16 protein-coding genes and 2 tRNA genes are annotated in these 18,898 nt (G+C 69.7%); 6 read left to right on the top strand and 12 right to left on the bottom strand.

From position 1 onward, the window contains the following. The first annotated feature begins 152 nt into the window (after nt 1-152). Entirely contained in the window at nt 153-494 is a 342-nt protein-coding gene (locus BKK80_RS26295) for a hypothetical protein (RefSeq protein WP_071073329.1), read from the top strand. A gap of 24 nt (nt 495-518) precedes the next feature. Here the strand turns inward: BKK80_RS26295 and BKK80_RS26290 are convergent, their stop codons facing one another. Next, entirely contained in the window at nt 519-1,454 is a 936-nt protein-coding gene (locus tag BKK80_RS26290) for a LysR substrate-binding domain-containing protein (protein WP_084545767.1), read from the bottom strand. Nucleotides 1,455-1,572: 118 nt separating this feature from the next. On the opposite strand from BKK80_RS26290, the gene BKK80_RS26285 reads away from it, so the two are divergent. From BKK80_RS26285 to BKK80_RS26275, 3 genes are all read left to right on the top strand, one after another. Next, the gene (locus BKK80_RS26285; protein ID WP_071071911.1) at nt 1,573-3,021 is read left to right on the top strand and encodes an N-acyl-D-amino-acid deacylase family protein; all 1,449 of its coding nucleotides are present in this window, start codon (nt 1,573-1,575) and stop codon (nt 3,019-3,021) included. Further along, nucleotides 3,018-4,304, top strand: coding sequence for an MFS transporter (locus BKK80_RS26280; RefSeq protein ID WP_071071909.1), 1,287 nt, complete (start codon nt 3,018-3,020; stop codon nt 4,302-4,304). Before BKK80_RS26285 ends, BKK80_RS26280 begins: the two co-directional genes overlap by 4 nt. Before the next feature lie 173 nt (nt 4,305-4,477). Then, entirely contained in the window at nt 4,478-4,672 is a 195-nt protein-coding gene (locus tag BKK80_RS26275) for a hypothetical protein (protein ID WP_071020578.1), read from the top strand. Between the two features lie 23 nt (nt 4,673-4,695). On the opposite strand, the gene BKK80_RS26270 is transcribed toward BKK80_RS26275, so the two are convergent. After that, nucleotides 4,696-5,064, bottom strand: a complete 369-nt coding sequence (locus BKK80_RS26270; RefSeq protein WP_071071907.1) for a hypothetical protein — start codon at nt 5,062-5,064, stop codon at nt 4,696-4,698. A gap of 1,083 nt (nt 5,065-6,147) precedes the next feature. Between BKK80_RS26270 and BKK80_RS26265 the strand changes: the two genes are divergently transcribed. After that, a complete protein-coding gene (locus tag BKK80_RS26265) occupies nt 6,148-7,377 on the top strand; it encodes a GGDEF domain-containing protein (RefSeq protein WP_084545766.1) in 1,230 nt (409 codons plus the stop codon). A gap of 121 nt (nt 7,378-7,498) precedes the next feature. Here the strand turns inward: BKK80_RS26265 and BKK80_RS26260 are convergent. From BKK80_RS26260 to BKK80_RS26215, 10 genes are all read right to left on the bottom strand, one after another. Further along, nucleotides 7,499-7,575 (bottom strand) — tRNA-Arg (locus tag BKK80_RS26260). Nucleotides 7,576-7,688: 113 nt separating this feature from the next. Then, nucleotides 7,689-8,552: a hypothetical protein gene (locus BKK80_RS26255; RefSeq protein WP_071020583.1), complete on the bottom strand. Its 864-nt coding sequence runs from the start codon at nt 8,550-8,552 to the stop codon at nt 7,689-7,691. 741 nt (nt 8,553-9,293) lie between these two features. After that, nucleotides 9,294-9,380: transfer RNA gene (locus tag BKK80_RS26250), tRNA-Leu, on the bottom strand. Nucleotides 9,381-9,527: 147 nt separating this feature from the next. Beyond that, complete coding sequence (locus tag BKK80_RS26245; RefSeq protein WP_071071905.1) at nt 9,528-10,814, bottom strand: amidohydrolase family protein; 1,287 nt, start codon at nt 10,812-10,814, stop codon at nt 9,528-9,530. Nucleotides 10,815-10,891: 77 nt separating this feature from the next. After that, nucleotides 10,892-11,617: a TetR/AcrR family transcriptional regulator gene (locus tag BKK80_RS26240; RefSeq protein WP_071039867.1), complete on the bottom strand. Its 726-nt coding sequence runs from the start codon at nt 11,615-11,617 to the stop codon at nt 10,892-10,894. After that, complete coding sequence (gene upp, locus BKK80_RS26235) at nt 11,617-12,285, bottom strand: uracil phosphoribosyltransferase (RefSeq protein ID WP_071020589.1); 669 nt, start codon at nt 12,283-12,285, stop codon at nt 11,617-11,619. The genes BKK80_RS26240 and upp overlap by 1 nt, the downstream gene beginning before the upstream one ends. A 116-nt stretch (nt 12,286-12,401) precedes the next feature. Then, on the bottom strand, nt 12,402-13,706 hold the full coding sequence (locus tag BKK80_RS26230; protein WP_071071903.1) for a URC4/urg3 family protein: 1,305 nt from the start codon (nt 13,704-13,706) through the stop codon (nt 12,402-12,404). After that, entirely contained in the window at nt 13,703-14,941 is a 1,239-nt protein-coding gene (locus BKK80_RS26225; RefSeq protein WP_071020595.1) for a GTP cyclohydrolase II, read from the bottom strand. Before BKK80_RS26225 ends, BKK80_RS26230 begins: the two co-directional genes overlap by 4 nt. A 254-nt stretch (nt 14,942-15,195) precedes the next feature. Further along, nucleotides 15,196-16,272: an acyltransferase family protein gene (locus BKK80_RS26220; protein ID WP_071039864.1), complete on the bottom strand. Its 1,077-nt coding sequence runs from the start codon at nt 16,270-16,272 to the stop codon at nt 15,196-15,198. A gap of 199 nt (nt 16,273-16,471) precedes the next feature. Further along, the gene (locus BKK80_RS26215; protein ID WP_071020600.1) at nt 16,472-17,335 is read right to left on the bottom strand and encodes a transcriptional regulator; all 864 of its coding nucleotides are present in this window, start codon (nt 17,333-17,335) and stop codon (nt 16,472-16,474) included. Between the two features lie 698 nt (nt 17,336-18,033). Between BKK80_RS26215 and BKK80_RS26210 the strand changes: the two genes are divergently transcribed. After that, on the top strand, nt 18,034-18,879 hold the full coding sequence (locus BKK80_RS26210) for an EAL domain-containing protein (protein ID WP_157903345.1): 846 nt from the start codon (nt 18,034-18,036) through the stop codon (nt 18,877-18,879). Nucleotides 18,880-18,898: the final 19 nt, after the last annotated feature.

Raw genomic sequence — 18,898 nt, 5'->3', positions numbered from 1 at the left:
GCGGGGAAACCTCGAGCCATCGCTCCCGATGGCTCTCTTTGTTTGTGCCATCCAGCAGCCGGAAGGAGCGTCGCGCTGCGTACGTCCCCCTTGGAAGTGGCATGTACCGGACGCCGGCCGGCCACTACAATGGCCTCAAGGAGGATCCATCCATGAGCGCACGAACAGCGCGTGCACGCACAGCGAAGGAGAGCGAAACCACCCCCGAGGGCCTGACCGCCCTGCTCTACCACATCACCCACGCGGCCAGCCAGAAGCTGATCGATCCCGAGTTCGCGCGCAAGCTCGGCCGGGAAATCGAGGCCGAGTACGAAGCGCTGCGCACGCGGCGCGGCAGCGAGTTGCGCGACTGCAGCGGCGTCGAGGACGCCATGGCACGCTTCCAGTCGGCGATCCTAGCCGAAGAAGGCTGCCTGCTGACGCGCGCACTCACCCGCCTGCGCGGCAGCGCCGACAGCGTCGCGGCGCCCCCGGCGGCAGCGCCGCCTCCCTGAAGCGGACACGAAGCGGGCGCGCCGCTACCGGGCCCCGGGCGCCGATCCAGGCGCCGCGTCCGGCGCGACGCCTCCCAGCGTCTCCAGCATCCACGCCCGCAAGGGTGCGATACGCTCGGCCGCCGCCTCCCGCCAGATCAGGAAATAGCTGCGATCGCCGACCAGCGCCGGCTCCGCGAGCCGGAGCAGCCGCCCCGTGCGCTCGTCCTCCTCGACGAACTCCGGCGGCAGCAGCGCTGCCCCCAGCCCCGCCAGCGCGGCTTCGCAATTCACCAGGAACAGCGTGTGCTGGGCCCCGGCCGGCAGCGGCGCGTCGGCCGCCCCCATGGCCTGGAAATAGGCCTCCCAGGCCTTGGGCGCCTCGTACAGATGCAGCAGCGGCAAGGCGCGCAACTGTGCGGCAGCGAGCGGCGGACGCGCGCCAGGCAGCCGCGGCGAAGCATAGGGGACGAGCCGGATCGGCATCAGCGGCACCGATGCCACCCCCGGCGGCGGCGCCGCCGCATTGATGATGGCGGCGTCGAACGGACTGCTATCGAGGTCGATACGGCCCACGCGCGACGACACGTTGACCAGCGCGCCCGGATGGCGCGACACGAAGCCAGGCAGCTTGGGAATCAGCCAGCGGTTGCAGAAGCTCGCCGCCACCGAGAGGTTGATAGCGCGGCGCAGCGTGCGCTGAGCCTGTGCCTGCAGCGTGGCGCTCTCCAGCGCGTCGAGCAGCGGGCACACGCTGTCCCGATAGTCTCGGCCGGCCTCGGTCAGGGCCAGGGCGCGCCGTGAACGGTCGAACAGCGGTGCCTCGAGAAAGGCTTCGAGGTCGAGGATCTGCCGGCTGACCGCGCCCTGCGTCAGGCCCAGTTCCTCGCCGGCGCGGGTGAAGCTCAGGTGGCGCGCGGCGGCCTCGAAGATGACCAGGCTGTCGCTCGACGGAATATTGCGCCGCAATCCTCTCTTCATCGCACTCCCCTCCCGATTGCATTCTAGATTCTCATGCAATCATCAAAAATATTCGCTTTTTTCAAGGCCATAGCATTGATTAGCATGCCATTTCCTAATGATAACCAGGAAAGGCAAGATGACCGGACACTACGACCTGATCCTGCGCGGCGGACGGGTGATCGACGGCAGCGGCAGCGTCGCCAGCCGCGCCGACGTCGCCATCCAGGGCGAGTGCATCGCCGCCATCGGCAGGCTCGACGGCGCCCGCGCGCGGCGGGAAATCGACGTCAGCGGCATGGCGGTGGCGCCTGGCTTCATTGATACCCATACCCACGACGACGCCGAAGTCCTGGTGCGGCCCGAGATGCGCGCCAAGGTCTCGCAGGGCGTGACCAGCGTGATCGTCGGCAACTGCGGCATCAGCGCCGCGCCAGCCTCCCGCGCAGCGGAACTGATGGGCTCCTCCGCGGCCGGCCGCGCCGGCTTCGAGCACTTCGCCGACTACCTCGGCGCACTGCGCGACCGGCCCGGCGCGGTCAACGTCGGCGCCCTGGTCGGGCATTCCTCGCTGCGCGCCAGCGTGATGCCGGACATCACGCGCAGCGCCAGCGACAGCGAGATCGGCGCCATGCGGGCCCTGTTGTCCGACGCGCTGGCGGCCGGTGCGCTCGGCATATCCACCGGCACCTTCTACCCGCCGGCGCGCGCCGCCACCACCGACGAGATCATCCGCGTCTGCGCGCCCCTGCGCGGCGCCGGCGGCATCTTCACCACGCATATGCGCGACGAGGCCGACGGCGTGATGGCGTCGCTCGAGGAAACCGCGGCCATCGGCCGCGCGCTCGGCGTGCCGGTCGTCATCTCGCATCACAAGTGTGCCGGCGTGCGCAACCATGGCCGCTCGCGCGAGACCCTGGCGGCCATCGAAGCCATGGCCGCCACGCAGGCGGTCGGCATGGACGTCTATCCCTACGATGCCTCGTCCACCATGCTGCGCGCGGACCGCGTCCGCATCTCGCAGCGCACCCTGATCACGCATTGCGCGCGCTACCCCGAGGTGGTGGGCCGCGACGCGCGCGAACTGGCGCAGGAGCGCGGCTGCACGGTCGAGGCGCTGTGCGAGGCCCTGCACCCGGCGGGCGCCACCTACTTCATGCTCAGCGAGGACGACGTGCGCCGCATCCTCAACCACGACCTCGCCATGATCGGCTCCGACGGCGTCAACGACCAGCCGCAGCCGCATCCGCGCCTGTGGGGCACCTTCCCGCGCGTGCTCGGCCGCTATGCGCGCGATCTCGGCCTGATGCCGCTGGAGCGTGCCGTGCACAAGATGACCGGCCTGCCCGCGCAGCGCTTCGGCCTGCAGCGGCGCGGCCTGCTGCGCGAAGGCTGGTTCGCCGACATCACGGTGTTCGATCCCGCCACGGTGCGCGACAACGCGACCTATGAGAACCCGGCGCTGCCGTCCAGCGGTATCCTCCACGTCTTCACCAACGGCCGGCCGGTGTGGGAAGACAGCGCGCCGACCGGCCAGCGCGCCGGCCGCCTGCTGGGGCGCGGCGCGGGCGACGGGAGCAGGGCATGAACTCCGCCTACTCCCCGCGCCGGCGCGGCGCCGTGCTCGCCTGCCTGTTCCTTGCCTGGCTGGTCGGCTATGCCGACCGCATTGCCATCAGCACGGCCATCGTGCCGATCTCGCGCGAGTTCGCGCTCGATGCCCGCGCGGCCGGCTATGTGCTCAGCGCCTTCTACGTCAGCTACGCGGTGATGCAGATCGCCGGCGGCTGGATGGCGCACCGCTTCGGCGCCCGGCGCATCCTGCTCTTCTGCGTCTTTTCCTGGTCGCTCTTCACCAGCCTGACCGGCCAGGCCTGGTCGCTCGCCTCCCTGGTCGCCGTGCGCCTGCTGTTCGGCATCGGCGAGGGCGGCTTCTCGCCGGCCAGCTCGGTCACCATTGCCGAGGTCTTTCCCAGGGCCGAGCGCGCACGCGCCAAGTCCTTCGTCATCAGCAGCGTGCTGCTCGGCGGCGCGGTCGGCTCCGGCGTGGCGGCCGCGGCGATCAGCCAGTATGGCTGGCGCGCCACCTATCACTGGCTCGGGCTGGTCGGCATCGGCCTGGCCGGGCTGCTCTGGCTGGCTATCCGGCCGCCCGTGGCAGCGGCCAGCGCCATGCCGCCGCGCGCCGGCGCCAGCCTGCTGCAGGTGCTGCGCATCCCCATGGTGCGCAAGACCTCGATGATCTGGTTCCTGAAGAATATGGGCGCCCTCGGCATGCAGGCCTGGATGCCGACCTACCTGATGCGCGTGCACCACGTCGACCTGCTGCACGCCGGCCTGATGGCGGCCCTGCCCTATCTGCTCGCCTTCCTCGGCCTCAACGGCGTGGGCTGGCTGCTCGACAAGGCCGGCCAGGGGCGCGAGCGGCTCTGCATGGCCGCCAGTTCGGCCCTGGGCGTGGCGGCGCTGGCGGTGGTGATGCAGACCGATTCCCTGGTCGTGCTGATGGCCTGCTGGGTGCTCAGCACCCTGTCCTACAACTTCGTCTATGCCACCGTGTTCGCCATCCCGCTCAAGCGGCTGCCCGACGAGATGGTGGGCAATGCCACTGGCCTGATCAACTTCGGCGGGCAATTGGCCGGCGCTATCGCCCCCGCGGTCATGGGCCTGCTGATCGCGCGTTTCCAGGACAACTTCCAGCCCGCCTTCGGCTTCCTGCTGGCCACGGGAATCGCGGCCTTCCTGCTGTCCCTGGGCTGGCGCCCCGCCGCGGAGGCCGCAAGCGGCAGCGCGGCCGCCCGTTGGCGCGGCGCCACGGTGCGCGCGGGAGCCGAAGCGGCAGGCGGCGAAAGCCGGCCGCGGCGGCCTTGACGCCACCGCGGCGGCATCCGGTGCCCGGCGCAGTACCGCGCCGGGCACTGCGTGCGGGGTGCGTTGATACGGCGTTGACACGGAGGCCTCCGGCTTTTCGACAGACTTTGCAGCGCCCTGCCTATACCGGAAACGGAAACGGAAACGGAAACAGGCGATCTGCGGAGGCTGCCATGAAGTCACCGATCCCCATCTTCTTCACCTGCACGCACTGCGGCCACGTCCACGCCGAGACGCTGCAGGACGCGATCTCCGGCCGCATGCCCGCGCCACTGCCCTGCCCGCAATGCCAGCGCGCACTGGCGATCGACTGGGACGCGCTCACGCGCCTGGCGCAGGCAAGCGGCCTGCCGGTCGCGCCGGAATAGCGTGGCCGGGCACGCCCGCCCCGTCAGGCCGGGGCAGCCGGCCGCTGGCGCGATGCGGCCTGTCCCCGCAGCGGATCGCAGGCCGTACAGCGGGCGGTCCCGCGTGCGATGCGCTCCCAACCCGCCAGCAGTTCTTGCCCGCACTGGCAGCGATAGGCCGCGCGCTTGCGCTTCAGGCCGCGCGGCCACGAGATGCAGGTGAAGCTCCCCACCCGCTCGCCGATCTGGTGCGGCCAGGCACAGGCGCCCGGCGGCAGTTCCGCCACTCCACCCGGCCGCAGCGTGGGAATGCGGCCGTGGCCGGTCCAGTCACGCGCGTATTGCCGGCCCGCCGGCGCATGCGGCGCATGCCAGAGCGAGGCCTTGAAATGCCCCAGCAGAACCGCTTGCATCCACTCCGCGCTGCTCTCCCACTGTCGACCTCCTTGCCTCATGATGCTCCCCCCATGTTGTCGCCGCCGGACGAGATGCCGGTGCAGCGGTGCACGCCCGCCGGCGGCACCAACACGATGCCGGCCGGATGTGAAGCGAGCCCACTTTAGCGAAATGCCGGGCACGTGGCACGGCCGTGCGATCTGAATTTTCCTGTCCCGCCTTGTTAGGGATTCCATTCCGGCGGTGTCTCCGGCGGCACCCGTCCGGGATCCGGTGTATCAGGCGCGGGGCCGCCGCAGGGGCATACCTTGTTTGAGTGAGTTGCGGTAAAGCATCAGCATGCCAGGGACCCCCGCGGGGAAACCGCCCGCGAGGGCCGGGAGCGGCAATAATCGAAGCCGGCTGATTCCAGAGGCGCGAAGACAGGCTTCCACAGTTGGATTGCACAGTTGGATTGGCTACGTTCCCACGCCCCGGTCCATCACCCCGGACCGGGGCGTTTTTTCGCCGCGGGCAGGCAAGCGGCGCCGGCCGATGGCCCCGCCATGCTGCCTGGACCACTCACAATTGATTGCATTCGCTTGTCGCGCGCGGAACTAGACTGAATTCGACACCACACGGTGCTCCTCGTTTCGCTTCTCCATGCCGCCGGCCCGACTCGCCTGGCGGCTTTTTTCTTGCTCCCTTCGCGCGCATGGTCCCTGCTCCCGGCAGGACATCGCACAGGTATCCCGCCAAGCGGCTGCACGGCCCGCGCGGCGGGTCCCGCGGCAACCCCATGTCCCCGCCGGCTGCAGCGCGCGCGGAAAGCCGACGGAAAACCTGTCCTATTCGCGGCATTGGCAAGGCGGCACCGTGGTTAGCATGTGTCGAACCGGTTGCCGCACACTTGCGGCTTGGGCGGCAGAGACCTCGCCTCTGCCTGCCCCTTTCTCCTTTCCGCCACTGCCGCCGCCGGCACGGTTGCACGTGCCATGCGGCGCGACGCGTTGCCGCGCCTTGCTCCGATCCCTCGCTCTGTGGGTATCATTGCAGCCGTTTCGCGCACCCAGGCCGCCTCCGGTCCGGCACGCGCCCCATCCACCCGAGGACCCGCCCCGATGCCGGCCTTGCTCGCCATCCAGATCGCCATGCCAGTGCTGGGCGCCATGATGCTCGTCATGGTCTGGTCGCTGCGGCGCTGCGATGTGCCCGGTGTACGCCAGTGGTGGCAAGGCAACGTCGCGGTGGCAATGTCTCTGCTGCTGTTCGGCTTGCGCGGCCACGCCAGCGACCTGCTTTCCGTCATTACCGCCAATCTCCTGCTGCTGTGGGGGTCGGCACAGTTCTACGCGGGCCTGCTCCGCTTCAGCGGGCGCCGGCCCGACTGGCGCCGGCTGTGGTGGGCCATCGCCGCCGTGACGGCGGGCGTGGTGGCGTGGCGCTACGGGCGCGACGATTTCAACCTGCGCGTGGCCTGCGTCTCCGCGCTGCAGGCCGCGTTGTCCTTGCATGCAGGCATCGTCCTGCTGCGGCGCGACCGCGAAGCCGTCGGCCAGCGCCATGCCGCGAGCCGCTACGCCACGGCCGCCTGCGCGCTGTTCTTCGGCACCGTCTACCTGCTGCGCAGCCTCCTGTCGGCGCAGGCCGCGCTGGCCGCGCTGGCCGATGGCGCGCCAGGCCACTCGCTGGCGCCTGCCGGCCTGCATATCGGCTTCCTGCTGCTCGGCCCGCTGGCCATGCCAGCGATGACACTGTGCACCGTGGTAATGATCCACGACCGGCTCGTGCGCCGGCTCGAAGACGCGGCCAACACGGACTTCCTCACCGGCACGTTGTCGCGCCAGGCCTTCGAGTCCGAAGCCGCGCGGCAATTCGCCGCGGCGCGGCGGCAAGGGCTCAGCCTCACCTTGCTGATCGTCGACATCGACCACTTCAAGCACGTCAACGACCGCTTCGGACATCATGCCGGCGATGTGGTACTGCAGCGCTTTGCCCGGCTCGCGCGCACGCAGACGCGGCCGGCCGATCGCCTCGGACGCCTCGGCGGCGAGGAGTTCGCCATCTTGCTGCCGGAGCTCGGCGGCAACGCGGCACGGCGCATCGCGGAGCGGATCCGCGTGCTGGCCGCGGCCGACCGCGTCGACGGCGATTTCGGCACGGTGGGCTACACCCTCAGCGCGGGCCTTGCCACGCTGCGGCCCGGCGAAGGACTGGCCGAACTGGCAGCGCGTGCCGACGCGGCCCTGTACCAGGCCAAGCAACATGGCCGCAACCGCGTGCGCGCCGCGGAAGACACGGTCGATGCCACGCCGCTGCTGGCGCGCGCGGCCGTCGCCGGCGCCGCCTGAACGGCGCCGGCGCGACGGCACGATCGGTGATGCATCGGTGATGCTGAAATCGGTGATGCTGAAGGGAGGAACGATGCAATGAAAAAAGGGCTTCCGTTTCCGGAAGCCCTTTTTTAATAGGTGGCGCGGCTGGCAGGATTCGAACCCACGACCCCTTGGTTCGTAGCCAAGTACTCTATCCAACTGAGCTACAGCCGCACGCGAGGACGCAATTATTGACCAGCTTCGCACCGAACGCAAGCATTTTCTTATGACGCCCTAAGATAGGGCGTCCGAGGGGCATCGAAGGGCCTCGGCCTGCCGGCCCCGCGCTACCAGCGATAGCGCGCCCCGACCGTTGCGCCGCCGCTGTGCCCCGCCTTCACCTTGAGCCACAGGTTCATGCCGCTGACCGTGTTGCCATGCGCGCCGACATTGACCGAGAACAATCCGCGCAGCAGGTCCGCGTCGACCTTGGTACCGTTGACGTTGATCGTCTGGGTACGGCTGTTCTGCCACCAGTCGGCTTCGACGAAGGGGTAGACCCCCGCCAGCCGGGTGGGCTGCGCACTGTACAGGCGCACCGCCACCCCGGCCGCGCTGGCATCGAGCAACTGGTCGCCGAAGATCGGATGGCCGGGGCCTCCGCCCGGTTGGTAGGCAAACTGCAAGCGCGACTGGATGGTCACGCCGCCCGCACCAGGCAACACGCGGTCATAGGCAAGCGACATAGCGTTGCTGCGGGCATCGACGAAGCCGATCGCGGTGGTGGCATCGTCGACGTGCATGGCCGGCGGCTCCGCGCCGGCCCGGGCGGCCAGCGCGGCCTCGCGCTCGGCCAGGCTGGTGCCCGGCACGCCGCTGTAGCCATAGCCGCCCACCGGCGCTGCCTGCCGCTCATACTCGACCGGCTCGACCTGCGCCGGAATCGGCGAGGTGAATGACTCGGCCTTGCGAGCCGCCGCCTCTGCCGTGCCGCCGAGGCCAGCCGACGGCGTGGCGCCCGCAAGCGGCCGCCCCAGTGAGGCCACCGCCGCCGGCGCATCCTGCGCTACCGTGGCGGCGCCGGTCACGGCGGCTGCGGCCACCATGCCATCGCGATCGGCTGCCGTGTCGCCAGCACGGGGCTGGCGCCACTCGACAGAGGACTCCTCAGCTTGAACGAAGGCCGGCAGCAGCAACAGTTGCAGCAGCAACAGCAGCCCGCAGCGGCGGGAAGCATGGGGAGGCGCCGCAGTGCCGCAGGCGACAAGACGACGCCGAAGTCCGGACCGGCGTCCGGACTCTCCCTCTCTCGACCATGACAAGACAACACACATGGCGCGCCCCTCTGCCCAATGAACGCCGCCCGATTTGCTTGAGCATAGGCGATTGCGCAAGGCCGTGTAAGGCGCCGGCGAGCGGGCGCCAACGCTGCGCGCGGAGGTCGGCGCGGCCTTGATACAGCGACGTAACACTTCGTGGACGAGGCAGCGCGGCGGCGCTGCCGATACCGCTGGAAAGACGGGAAACGCCGCTCATGCGGCAGGCGATGCACCATCGAGAAGCGCATGCAAAGCGCCCGCCTGCGCAGGCTCTTTCGGCGGGCGCTGCCGATGTATCACAAGCCGATCCGGCTGCCCGCGGAACCGGATATTGCCGCCCGGAAGCGCACGCGGCCGCACCGGCCCGACCTGCAAGCCAGGCCCTCGAGTCCCCACCTCAAGTGCGCAGGCACCCGGCTTTCCGGGCGGACAAAATGAAAAAGGCAGACGATCTTGTGATCATCTGCCTTTCAAATATGGTGCCCAGAAGAGGACTCGGTCACACTGGCGCGACCCCGGCCTGGCTTGCAAGCCAGGCCCTTCGAGTCCTCACGTCAGGTGCGCAGGCACCTGACTTTCCGGGCGGACAAATGAAAAAGGCAGATGATCTTGCGATCATCTGCCTTTTGGATATGGTGCCCAGAAGAGGACTCGAACCTCCACAGTGTTGCCACCGCTAGGACCTGAACCTAGTGCGTCTACCAATTCCGCCATCTGGGCTTCGTCTCTCGCGCCACCGGCGTTCGAAGCGAAGAACAAGATTATGCTTGGCAGCCCAACCTACGTCAAGGGGTTATCAAAAATATTGTCACAGAAATGTGCCAGAGCAGGCGCCACAGCCGCCGCGGCATCGCCGGCTGCCCGCTCTCATGCCTGGCCCCGGGGCGGCTGGAAGCTGACCGAAGGCGGGCGCCCGGACAGGTAGAGGGTCGCCGTCGCGGGTGGCGTCCTGGCCACCACCTTGCCGGCACGCAGCACCAGCAGGCGCGTGGCGCGCAGCCGCAGGGCCTCGACCGGATCGCGCGCCTGCAGCAGCACGAGGTCGGCGCGGCATCCTGGCGCCAGCCCGTAGCCTTCCAGGCCGAGGATGGCGGCAGGCGTCGCGGTGACCGCCGCGAAGCATTCGCGCATGGCTTCCTGGCCGGTCATCTGCGCGACGTGCAGACCCATGTGCGCGACCTCCAGCATGTCCGCCGAGCCCAGGCCGTACCAGGGGTCCATCACGCAGTCGTGGCCGAAGGCGACCGGCACGCCGGCCGCCAGCAGTTCCGGCACCCGCGTCATGCCGCGCCGCTTCGGATAGGTGTCGTGCCGCCCCTGCAGCGTGATATTGATCAGCGGGTTGGCGATGGCGGCCACGCCGGCCTCGCGCATCAGGGGCAGCAGTTTCGACACGTAGTAGTTGTCCATCGAATGCATCGAGGTCAGGTGCGAGCCCGCCACCCTGCCCTGCAGCCCGAGGCGCTGGCTTTGGCAGGCCAGCGTCTCGATATGCCGCGACATCGGATCGTCGCTTTCGTCGCAATGCATGTCGACGCGCAGGCCGCGCTCGCTCGCCAGTTCGCAGAGGATGCGCACCGACTCTGTCCCATCGGCCATGGTCCGCTCGAAGTGCGGGATGCCGCCGACCACGTCCACCCCCATGTCGAGCGCGCGGCGCAGGTTGTCCAGCGCGCCCGGCGCGCGTAGCAGACCGTCCTGCGGAAAGGCGACGAGCTGGAGATCGAGATAGGGCCGGACCCGTTCGCGCACGTGCAGCAGCGCCTCCACCGCCAGCAGCCGCGGATCGCACACGTCCACGTGCGAGCGGATCGCCAGCAGGCCCTTGGCCACCGCCCAGTCGCAATAGGCCAGTGCCCGCTCGACCAGGGCCTCTTGCGTCAGCAGGGGCTTGAGTTCCCCCCACAGCGCGATCCCTTCCAGCAGCGTGCCCGAGCGGTTCACGCGCGGCTGCCCGTAGGAAAGGGTCGAGTCCATATGGAAGTGGGCATCGACGAAAGGCGGCGACACCAGTTGTCCGGCGGCATCGATCTCTTCGCCGGCGCTGGCGGCAAGCGCCGGCTCCAGCGCCACGATGCGGGCGCCGGCGATGCCGATGTCAATGTCGCTACGCCCGTCGGGCAGGCTGCAGTGGCGCAGGATCAGGTCGAGCATGGTGGGTCCCTGTGGTTACCGTACGTGATCCCGCCAGTATGCCGCGGCGACCGGGACGTCCGGGACGTCCGGGTCGTTCAGGCCCCGTGGTCGCCGCGCTCCCCTTCCGCCGGCGCCATGGCGGCACCGCCTTCGTCGCCCGGGAGGCCGCAGCCGCGCAACAACAGCCCGACCAGGTGGTCGGTGGCGCGCTCGAACTCGCGTGCACCGAGCCGGCTCACGCCGAGCACGGCGCACACCTGGGTCTCGAAATCGGCATAGGTCTGGGTGGCGGCCCAGATAGTGAAGAACAGGTGCTGCGGATCAACGCTCGCCATCTGCCCGCTGGCCACCCATTGCCGGATCACCTCGGCCTTGCGCGCCACCAGCGCGCGCAAGGCGCCACCCAGCACGTCGGCGATCTCCGGCGCGCCGTGCAGCAGCTCGTTGGCGAACACGCGCGACGCGTCGGGGTAGCTGGCCGACAGCCGCATCTTGGCGCGGATGTACTGCTCCAGCGCGCGCCGCGGCGGCGTAGCGGCATCGATGATGTCGGTTTCCGACAGCCAGAGGCGCAGCGTGTGGGACAGCACGGCACGGTACAGCGCCTGCTTGGTGCGGAAGTAGTAGTGCAGGTTGGACTTGGGCACGCCGGCGCGCACGGCGATGTCGGCCATGGTGGCGCCGGCGAATCCCGCCCGCGCGAATACATATTCCGCCGCACGCAGGATGCGCGCCTCGTTCTCCTGGCGGATGCGGCCCCCGCCCGCCGCGCCGGCCGCGCTCGGGGGCAGCCGGCCATCCGCCGTGGCCGCGAGGTCCATCAGCGGGTACCGTAGAGGCGGTCGCCGGCGTCGCCCAGCCCCGGCACGATGTAGCCGTGCTCGTTGAGCGTCTCGTCGATCGCCGCGGTGACGATGGCCACGTCCGGATGCGCCGCCTGCAGCGCGCGCAGGCCCGGGCGCGAGGCGATCAGGCAGACGTACTTGAGCGCGCTGACGCCGGCCTCCTTGAGCCGGTTGAGCGCGGCCACGGCGGAGTTGCCGGTGGCAAGCATCGGGTCGACCACGATCACCAGGCGCTCGTGGATGTCTTCGGGCATCTTGAAGTAGTACTCGATCGGTTCGAGCGTCTCCGGATCGCGGTACAAGCCGATGTGGCCGACGCGGGCGGCCGGCAGCAGTTCGAGCATGCCATCGAGGAATCCGTTGCCGGCGCGCAGGATCGAGACCAGGCACAGCTTCTTGCCGGACAGCACCGGCGAGCGCATCGGCGCGATCGGCGTCTTGATGTCGATCGTCTCCATGGCCAGGTCGCGCGTGGCCTCATAGGTCAGCAACTGGCTGATCTCGCGCACCAGCCGGCGGAAATTGTCGGTGGTGGTTTCCTCGCTGCGCGCCAGCGTGACCTTGTGCTGGACAAGCGGATGGCTGACCACCAGCACATTGGGCGCGGCGCCTTCGAGCCGGGTCGCTGAAGAGATGTCGTTCATATTGTCGCTCCTGGGGCAGGTTGCAGACGGGGACCACGAGACAGGCCCGCGGACGCGGCGGCAACGGCCGGCGCCGGCAGCCTTGCGGCTGCCCGCCCGCCTGCCGCGCGCCCGCGTCAGAACACCGTACCGTCGCTGATCATGGAGAACGGCGGCGGGCCGCCAGGCCGCCGCTGGGCGGCGATGCGCCGGCCAGCCGCCCAGGTGCCGCCCTCCAGCACGCGCGCCAGCGGGAAGGCCTCGGCCGACAGCCCGAGCGCATCGCGCACGCTCTGCGCCACCAGGTCGAGGCCCGACACGGTCAAGGCCCGCCATTCGACGATGGCCGGCTCGCCTACCGTGTGGGCGTGCCCGGCGAAGCCCGGGTCACGCGGCACCATCAGCGCGAAGTCGTAGAGCAGGCCGCCGTTGCGGTACTCCGGCAGGCCGGTCAGCGCGTCCAGGCCGGTCACCGTCAGCCCGCCATCCTCCAGCGGTTCCAGCATCGAGTAGGTCAGCCACTGCGTGAGCTTGTGCAGCGGGACCAGGCCGCCGGCGGCGGCGGCGTGCCGCCAGCAGTCTCCCAGCGGCACGCCATCCAGCACCATGCGCCCCGGCCACACCGGCCCCAGGGCCACCAGCAAGGTACGCAGCACGAAGCCGGCTTCGATGCGGCCATCGCTGGCATGCGCCCGCAGGTAGTCGAACAGGTTGCCGAGCCGGGCCGGCGCGCCGAACACGGCCGGCGTGGCCTGCGCCACCTCGCCCAGGCGCCGCAGCAGGCCGGCGCGGCCGTCCAGGCCGACCAGCGGATTATGCTGCGCGACCTGGAAGGCGCTGGCGATGGAGGAGACGTCGATGCGCATCAGCCGCTCGGCATCGGCGCGCAGCGGGTCGCCCAGCGCGGCGGAGAAGCCGCCGCGGGCGAACAGGTCGAAGCTGGCCACGCCGAGTCCCTCCGAGCGGCTCAGCATCTGGTCGCTGGCGGAATCCCGGTAGCGCCAGTCTGGCCCGGCGCCGGCGTCGAGCAGCACGCTGGGAATCACCAGGTCGATGCCGATGCGGGCGCGCTCCTCGCGCTGCTCCGGCCCGTTCAGGCCGGCGCGCTCGCACAGCATGCGCCAGCGGTCGACGGTCTCGCCGGGCCCGCCGGCCTCGAAATGGCGCCAGCGGCTATGGTAGGGCACGACCAGGTCCGGATAGCGGCGCCGGATGGTCGCGCTCACGTAGTCCGCGATTTCCGGCACCCGTTCCGGGTGCCAGCTGAACAGCGCCGACTCCCCGGAGGCAACGAAACGCGTCACTTCGGCACAATGCTTGCGCACGGCCCGCGCGCTCAGCAGCGCTGCCGCGGGATGCCCCTCCGGCAGCGGACAGAGCCAGCCGCTCCCTGCGTCCGCACCGCCGGCCCCCGCCAGATCCCCTTCCGGAAAAGCGTTCATTCTTCCAACCCCCTGCCCTTGGCCAGCGCCAGTTCGCTGGCATCGGGCGGCGTATACCGCGTGAAATAGCCGGCCGCCACCTTCGCGTCGATCTCCACCCTGGCATCGGCCGGGATCAATTCTTCCGGTATCGGCACCTGCTCCACCACCTCGATGCCCTGTGCCACCAGCGCACCGTGCTTCATATTGCTCATCGAGGCCCAGCGGTCGATGCGGCGGATGCCCAGCCAGTGGAACACGTCGGGCATCAGTTCCTGGAAGCGCATGTCCTGCACGCCCGCCACGCATTCGGTGCGGGCGAAATAGGTTTCCGCGCGGTCGCCGCCGGCCTGCCGCTTGCGCGCGTTGTAGACCAGGAACTTGGTGACCTCGCCCAACGCACGCCCTTCCTTGCGGTTATAGACCACCAGCCCGACTCCGCCCTGCTGCGCCATCTCGATGCAGACCTCGATGCCGTGAGCCAGGTAGGGGCGGCAGGTGCAGATGTCGGAGCCGAACACGTCCGAGCCGTTGCATTCGTCATGCACGCGGCACGCCACGCGCGTGCCGGGATCGCCGAGCCGCTCCAGGTCGCCGAAGAAATAGAGCGTCATGCCACCGATCGGCGGCAGGAAAACCTTCAGGTCCGGCCGCGTCACCAGCTCCGGGAACATGCCGCTGGTCTGCTCGAACAGATTGCGCCGCAGCACGCTTTCCTTGATGCCGAAACGGCGCGCCAGTCCGGGCAGGTGCCAGACCGGATCGATGGCGGCCTTGGTCACGCGCACGTCGCCGTTCGCGAACAGGATGCTGCCATCCGGCTTGAGCCGCCCCGCGGCGATCGCCGCCACCAGCTCCGGCATATTGATGTGGGCGCGCGTGATGGCGATGGTGGGACGTACGTCGATGCCGGCCGCGATGCGCTCGGCGAAGGCCGTCGCAACCAGGTGGCCCCAGGGATCGAGCGAGACGATCTTGTCCGGGTCGCTCCATTGCGGATGCGGTCCGACCGGCACCGCGGGCGCGGTGTCGGTGAAATCGGGCCGGTGGTCGCGCTGCAGCGCTCCGGACGCCACCGCGAGCGCGCGATAGACGGCATAGGCACCGCCATGGGTCCCGATCACGTTGCGGTGCGCCGGATTGGTCAGGCTCGCGATCACAGGCCCGCGCTCCGTGGCGGTCGGCGCCCCCCAGCAGATCGGCTCGGCGGGCTTGCCGCGACGGGCGTGCGAAGTCAGGACGATGTGGTCGGACATGACGGCCTCGGTAAGGAAATCCTGACCAAATGGTCAGGTTTACGCTTCCATACTAGGCAACCTTCGTGCCATCTCCCAACCTCGATTTCAGCCCTGTGTGAGGCGCAGCACACGCCATCCGCGCACCACCGAGGTGCAGGACGGGCCACGGCCGGACGGCCGGCGGGCATCAGGCGCGGTGCACGGCACCATGAGAAAGCGGCACCCGATGGGTGCCGCTCGCACGATCGACCCTGTGCGCCCCGTGCCGCCGGTCAGGCCGCATGGCCGCTGCGCCAGAGCATCCAGCGCGCGCGCAACAGCCCGGTCAGGCCGGCGGCCTCGACATAGCGATGGAACAGCGCCCCGGCAACGTTGCTGGCCGCCCACGCCAGCACCATGCCGCAGGCATTGGCCAGCGGCCGCCCAGGCAGGAAATGGAAGAACAAGGCGTTGACCACCAGGCAGACCGGGAAGTGGACCAGGAATACCGAGTAGGAGACGCGCCCGCACCAGGCCAGCAGCGCCCCGCCCTGCCATTGCTCCAGCCAACCCTGGCGCCGCACCACGCCGAGCAGCAAGGCCACCACCAGCGCCAGGGCGATGCGCAGGCGGAAGTCCACCGCCAGCGCCAGCAGGGCCACCGCCCCTAGCAGCAGCAGGGGCAGCGCCGGGCGCCCGGGGCTGGACGCCCAGTAGGCCAGCGTACCCAGCCCGTAGGCGCCAAAGAAGTAGACCGCCCAGACGTCCCAGGCGGCATCGCGGTTGAACCAGAACAGCGAGGCCAGCGCCATCGCCACGACCAGGACGATGCCGAAGCCGCGCGCACCGGCGCCGATGGTGCGGGCCGCCCACAGCAGCGCCAGCAGCAGCGCGAACAGTTGCATGTCGATGGCCACGTACCAGACGCCGGCCGACAGCGCGTCCACGTCGAGCAGGCTGTGCAGCAGCAACACGTGGGCGATGAACTGGCGCAGGTGCGGCGCCGCGGGAATCGAATCGTGGTGCATCCAGTGGCGCGCCACCGCCGCCCCGGCGATGGCCAGCACGATGGCCACGCTATAGGGCACCACGAGCTTCTGGTAGCGCCGCCACAAGGCGGCCAGCGGGCGCTGCACCAGCAGCTCGCCGCCCGGCGCGAGGCTGCGCGCGGCGAGGAAGCCGCTGACCACCAGGAAGACCTGCACCGCGATGCGGGCGTATTGGGAGAGCCAGTCGAGCACGCCGGGCGCAAGCACGTGCGCCGCATCGGACATCGGACCGTAGAAGGCGAGATGATGCAGAACAATCAGCTGCGAACTGACCGCCTTGAGTGCATCGATGCACGCCAAGCGCGAAGAACGGGGGCTCATTGTTATGTTATAGGGGGGACTGCCGGAAGAGCGAAGGCAGCGATTTTACTCCCAAGCCTGCCACCCCGCCAGTGGCAAGCGCCGTCCCGTGCACATCGTGCGCGCCAGCTAGGCCCGGCGCAGCGCGGGCGCGATCACGGTTGCCGCCTTGGCGACCGGGTCGGCGGCGGCCGGCCGCGCGTGCCGCCGCCCGGGAGGCTCAGGCCGCCCGCAGCGCTCCGAGCCAGCTCGACTCCGGCAGCCGGCGCTGCGGCGACACCGCCGCGGCCCGGCCGCAGTGCCCACCGCAGCGCGCGAAGTCGGCCTGCTCCAGCCACGGCGCGATGAAGGCGCCCAAGGCATCCAGCAGCACGTCGGAGGTCATGCCGGCGGCGCCCGCCAGCGCCGCGCACATGATCCAGGTGGTGTTGTCGTGCTCGACCATGTAGAGCGTCTTGGCCTGGTCGGCCGGCTGCAGCACGTGCTCGCTCGCGTGCACGTGCCCGAGACCGAATGCCTGCACGAAATCTTCCCGGTGCCGCTCGCCGAAGCAGACCACCAGCTTGGGCTTCCAGCGCCGGCGGGTGTCGGCGACGAAGCGGAAGCGCCCGCCGTTGCGGCACAGGTCCAGGTAGCGCCGCTTGGGCACCAGAGCCGGCTGGCCGCGGAATGCCTGCGACCAGGGCACCGAACCGATATGGTTGGCCGGCAGCGGAAACAGGCTCATCTTGAACTCGGCCCCGCCCGGCGCGAACAGGTGCGTATCGAAATAGTGCTGCCAGTCGCATTCACTCTGCGGCCGACGGAACACTTCGGCGCGAGCGGACGCCATGATGCGTGCGATCTTCTGGTGGGACTGCCAGCGCTGCATCACATCGTGATGGCGCGCGCGGAAGTCGCTGTCCCAGGCGGTCGGCTCGGCGCGCGGCACCAGCGGCGCAGCCAGGGCTTCGGCCCAGGTATGCGGCGTGGCATCGCAGAACCAGACCGGGGCAGCCGGATCGCCACCTTCCATGCCGACGTAGGACGCAAAGTAGGCGTCGAGCTGCTCCGCCGTGAACACAGTCTTGTCCCGTGCTTCCATGACGTTGTTTCTCCCCGTAGATTGCTGCCGCAGCCGCTTGCGCCGGCTCCGGCCTCCTTCCCAAAACCAGGCGGCGGCGCCCGGCACGTGGCCTGCGGCAGCCGCCCCCCACAAGGACACGGGCGCAGGCGCCCGTGCCCGGCGTTCCCGGCGGACTTGATTGCATCCGTCCGGCCGCCATCCGTCTTGACGACGTTTCACTCCCGTTGCATTGGTCGACGCGTTGGAACGCGTACTCTTTGTGCCTGCTCGGTACCGGCATGGTGTGCAATCGCTGTGCCATCGGCGCCTGCGTCGCCGCGCGGGACGGCGCAAAAACCGGCTTGCCACCCGCAAAGCCTTGTGGGGACTGGGTTTCCGGCCTATCGGGAAATCACGTGGAGGTCCGCCGTGGCGCGCGCCGGGAGGGCCGCTGAAGGAGGAGTGTTACGTTACGTGCGACGTAACACGTAACGTTTTCGCAACGGATCGAGGAACTGCCGCAAGCGAGCCGCCGCCGTGGAGCGGCGCGGCCCCGGCGCCGCGATACCGATGCGCGGCGGCGCACGCGACGGCAACCCGCCTGGCAGCAGGCAAAGGCCCGCCACCGGCGCGCGGCCAGCGACCGCGGGCGGCAGGCTTGGCATGGACATTGCCTTATTCGTCACTGGAGAAACTCTGTGGCGCTGGATACCATGCCCCGCCAAGGCCGGAACCCTGTGAACACGATCGGCACGCCGAGCCCGGACCCCCGTCCCCGCAGCAACACCCGCCCCGCCACCACGGCGCTTGCGGCCGGAAGCCAGGCCTTGCTGCGCGACCTGCCACACGCCGCGCGGCGCGGCGAGCTGCGCGCCTTCTTCCAGCCCAAGCTGGACACCGCAACCGGACAACTGGTCGGCGCGGAAGCACTGGCGCGCTGGCAGCACCCCCGCTTCGGACTGCTGCTGCCCGATACATTCATCCCCCTGGCCGAGCGCAGCGGCCACATCGAGTCGATCGGGCACTGGATGGTCGACGAGGTCTGCCGGCAACTGGCGGCCTGGGATGCCGAGGGCCTTCCCACGCCCGAGGTCGCCGTCAACGTTTCCCTGCGCGAGTTGCGCAATGCGGACCTGCTGCCGCAGATCGGGCATTGCCTGCGGCGCCACGGTATCGGCCCGCATCGCCTGCTGCTGGAATTCACCGAGTCGACCGCGATGCACGATCCGCAGTACATCGCCGATGTGCTGGCCCGGCTGCGCACCGCCGGGCTGCGGGTGGCGCTGGATGATTTCGGCACCGGCCACTCCAGCCTGGCGCGCCTGCATGCGCTGGCGGCACACGAGCTCAAGCTGGACCGCAGTTTCGTGACACCGCTCGACGCTCAGGAGCCCAAGACCTGCGCCATCGTCGCCGCGGTGGTCGCGCTGGCCCGCGCATTGGACATGCAGGTGGTCGCCGAGGGCGTGGAAACGCCTGCGCAACTGGAGATACTGCGCAAGCTGGGATGCCGCCAGGTACAGGGTTTCCTGTTCTCGCAGCCGCTTCCCGCCGCGGCTTTCGCCAGCGGCTGGCTGCACTAGACAGAATGGATTGACCTGC

Source organism: Cupriavidus malaysiensis (assembly GCF_001854325.1).
In the GTDB taxonomy this organism is placed as follows: Bacteria; Pseudomonadota; Gammaproteobacteria; order Burkholderiales; family Burkholderiaceae; genus Cupriavidus; species Cupriavidus malaysiensis.
The sequence above is the reverse complement of the archived record's forward strand: the minus strand, read 5'-3'. Positions and strand labels throughout refer to the sequence as shown.

Bases quoted from the DNA above. Each gene is read 5' to 3' on its own strand.
- BKK80_RS26245 (WP_071071905.1), bottom strand. From the start codon at position 10,814: ATGCTCGACCTGATCCTGCGCCACTGCAGCCTGCCCGACGGGCGTAGC.
- upp (WP_071020589.1), bottom strand. From the start codon at position 12,285: ATGAACGACATCTCTTCAGCGACCCGGCTCGAAGGCGCCGCGCCCAAT.
- BKK80_RS26290 (WP_084545767.1), bottom strand. From the start codon at position 1,454: ATGAAGAGAGGATTGCGGCGCAATATTCCGTCGAGCGACAGCCTGGTC.
- BKK80_RS26230 (WP_071071903.1), bottom strand. From the start codon at position 13,706: ATGAACGCTTTTCCGGAAGGGGATCTGGCGGGGGCCGGCGGTGCGGAC.
- BKK80_RS26220 (WP_071039864.1), bottom strand. From the start codon at position 16,272: ATGAGCCCCCGTTCTTCGCGCTTGGCGTGCATCGATGCACTCAAGGCG.
- BKK80_RS26280 (WP_071071909.1), top strand. From the start codon at position 3,018: ATGAACTCCGCCTACTCCCCGCGCCGGCGCGGCGCCGTGCTCGCCTGC.
- BKK80_RS26240 (WP_071039867.1), bottom strand. From the start codon at position 11,617: ATGGACCTCGCGGCCACGGCGGATGGCCGGCTGCCCCCGAGCGCGGCC.
- BKK80_RS26275 (WP_071020578.1), top strand. From the start codon at position 4,478: ATGAAGTCACCGATCCCCATCTTCTTCACCTGCACGCACTGCGGCCAC.
- BKK80_RS26285 (WP_071071911.1), top strand. From the start codon at position 1,573: ATGACCGGACACTACGACCTGATCCTGCGCGGCGGACGGGTGATCGAC.
- BKK80_RS26215 (WP_071020600.1), bottom strand. From the start codon at position 17,335: ATGGAAGCACGGGACAAGACTGTGTTCACGGCGGAGCAGCTCGACGCC.
- BKK80_RS26295 (WP_071073329.1), top strand. From the start codon at position 153: ATGAGCGCACGAACAGCGCGTGCACGCACAGCGAAGGAGAGCGAAACC.
- BKK80_RS26270 (WP_071071907.1), bottom strand. From the start codon at position 5,064: ATGCAAGCGGTTCTGCTGGGGCATTTCAAGGCCTCGCTCTGGCATGCG.
- BKK80_RS26225 (WP_071020595.1), bottom strand. From the start codon at position 14,941: ATGTCCGACCACATCGTCCTGACTTCGCACGCCCGTCGCGGCAAGCCC.
- BKK80_RS26265 (WP_084545766.1), top strand. From the start codon at position 6,148: ATGCCGGCCTTGCTCGCCATCCAGATCGCCATGCCAGTGCTGGGCGCC.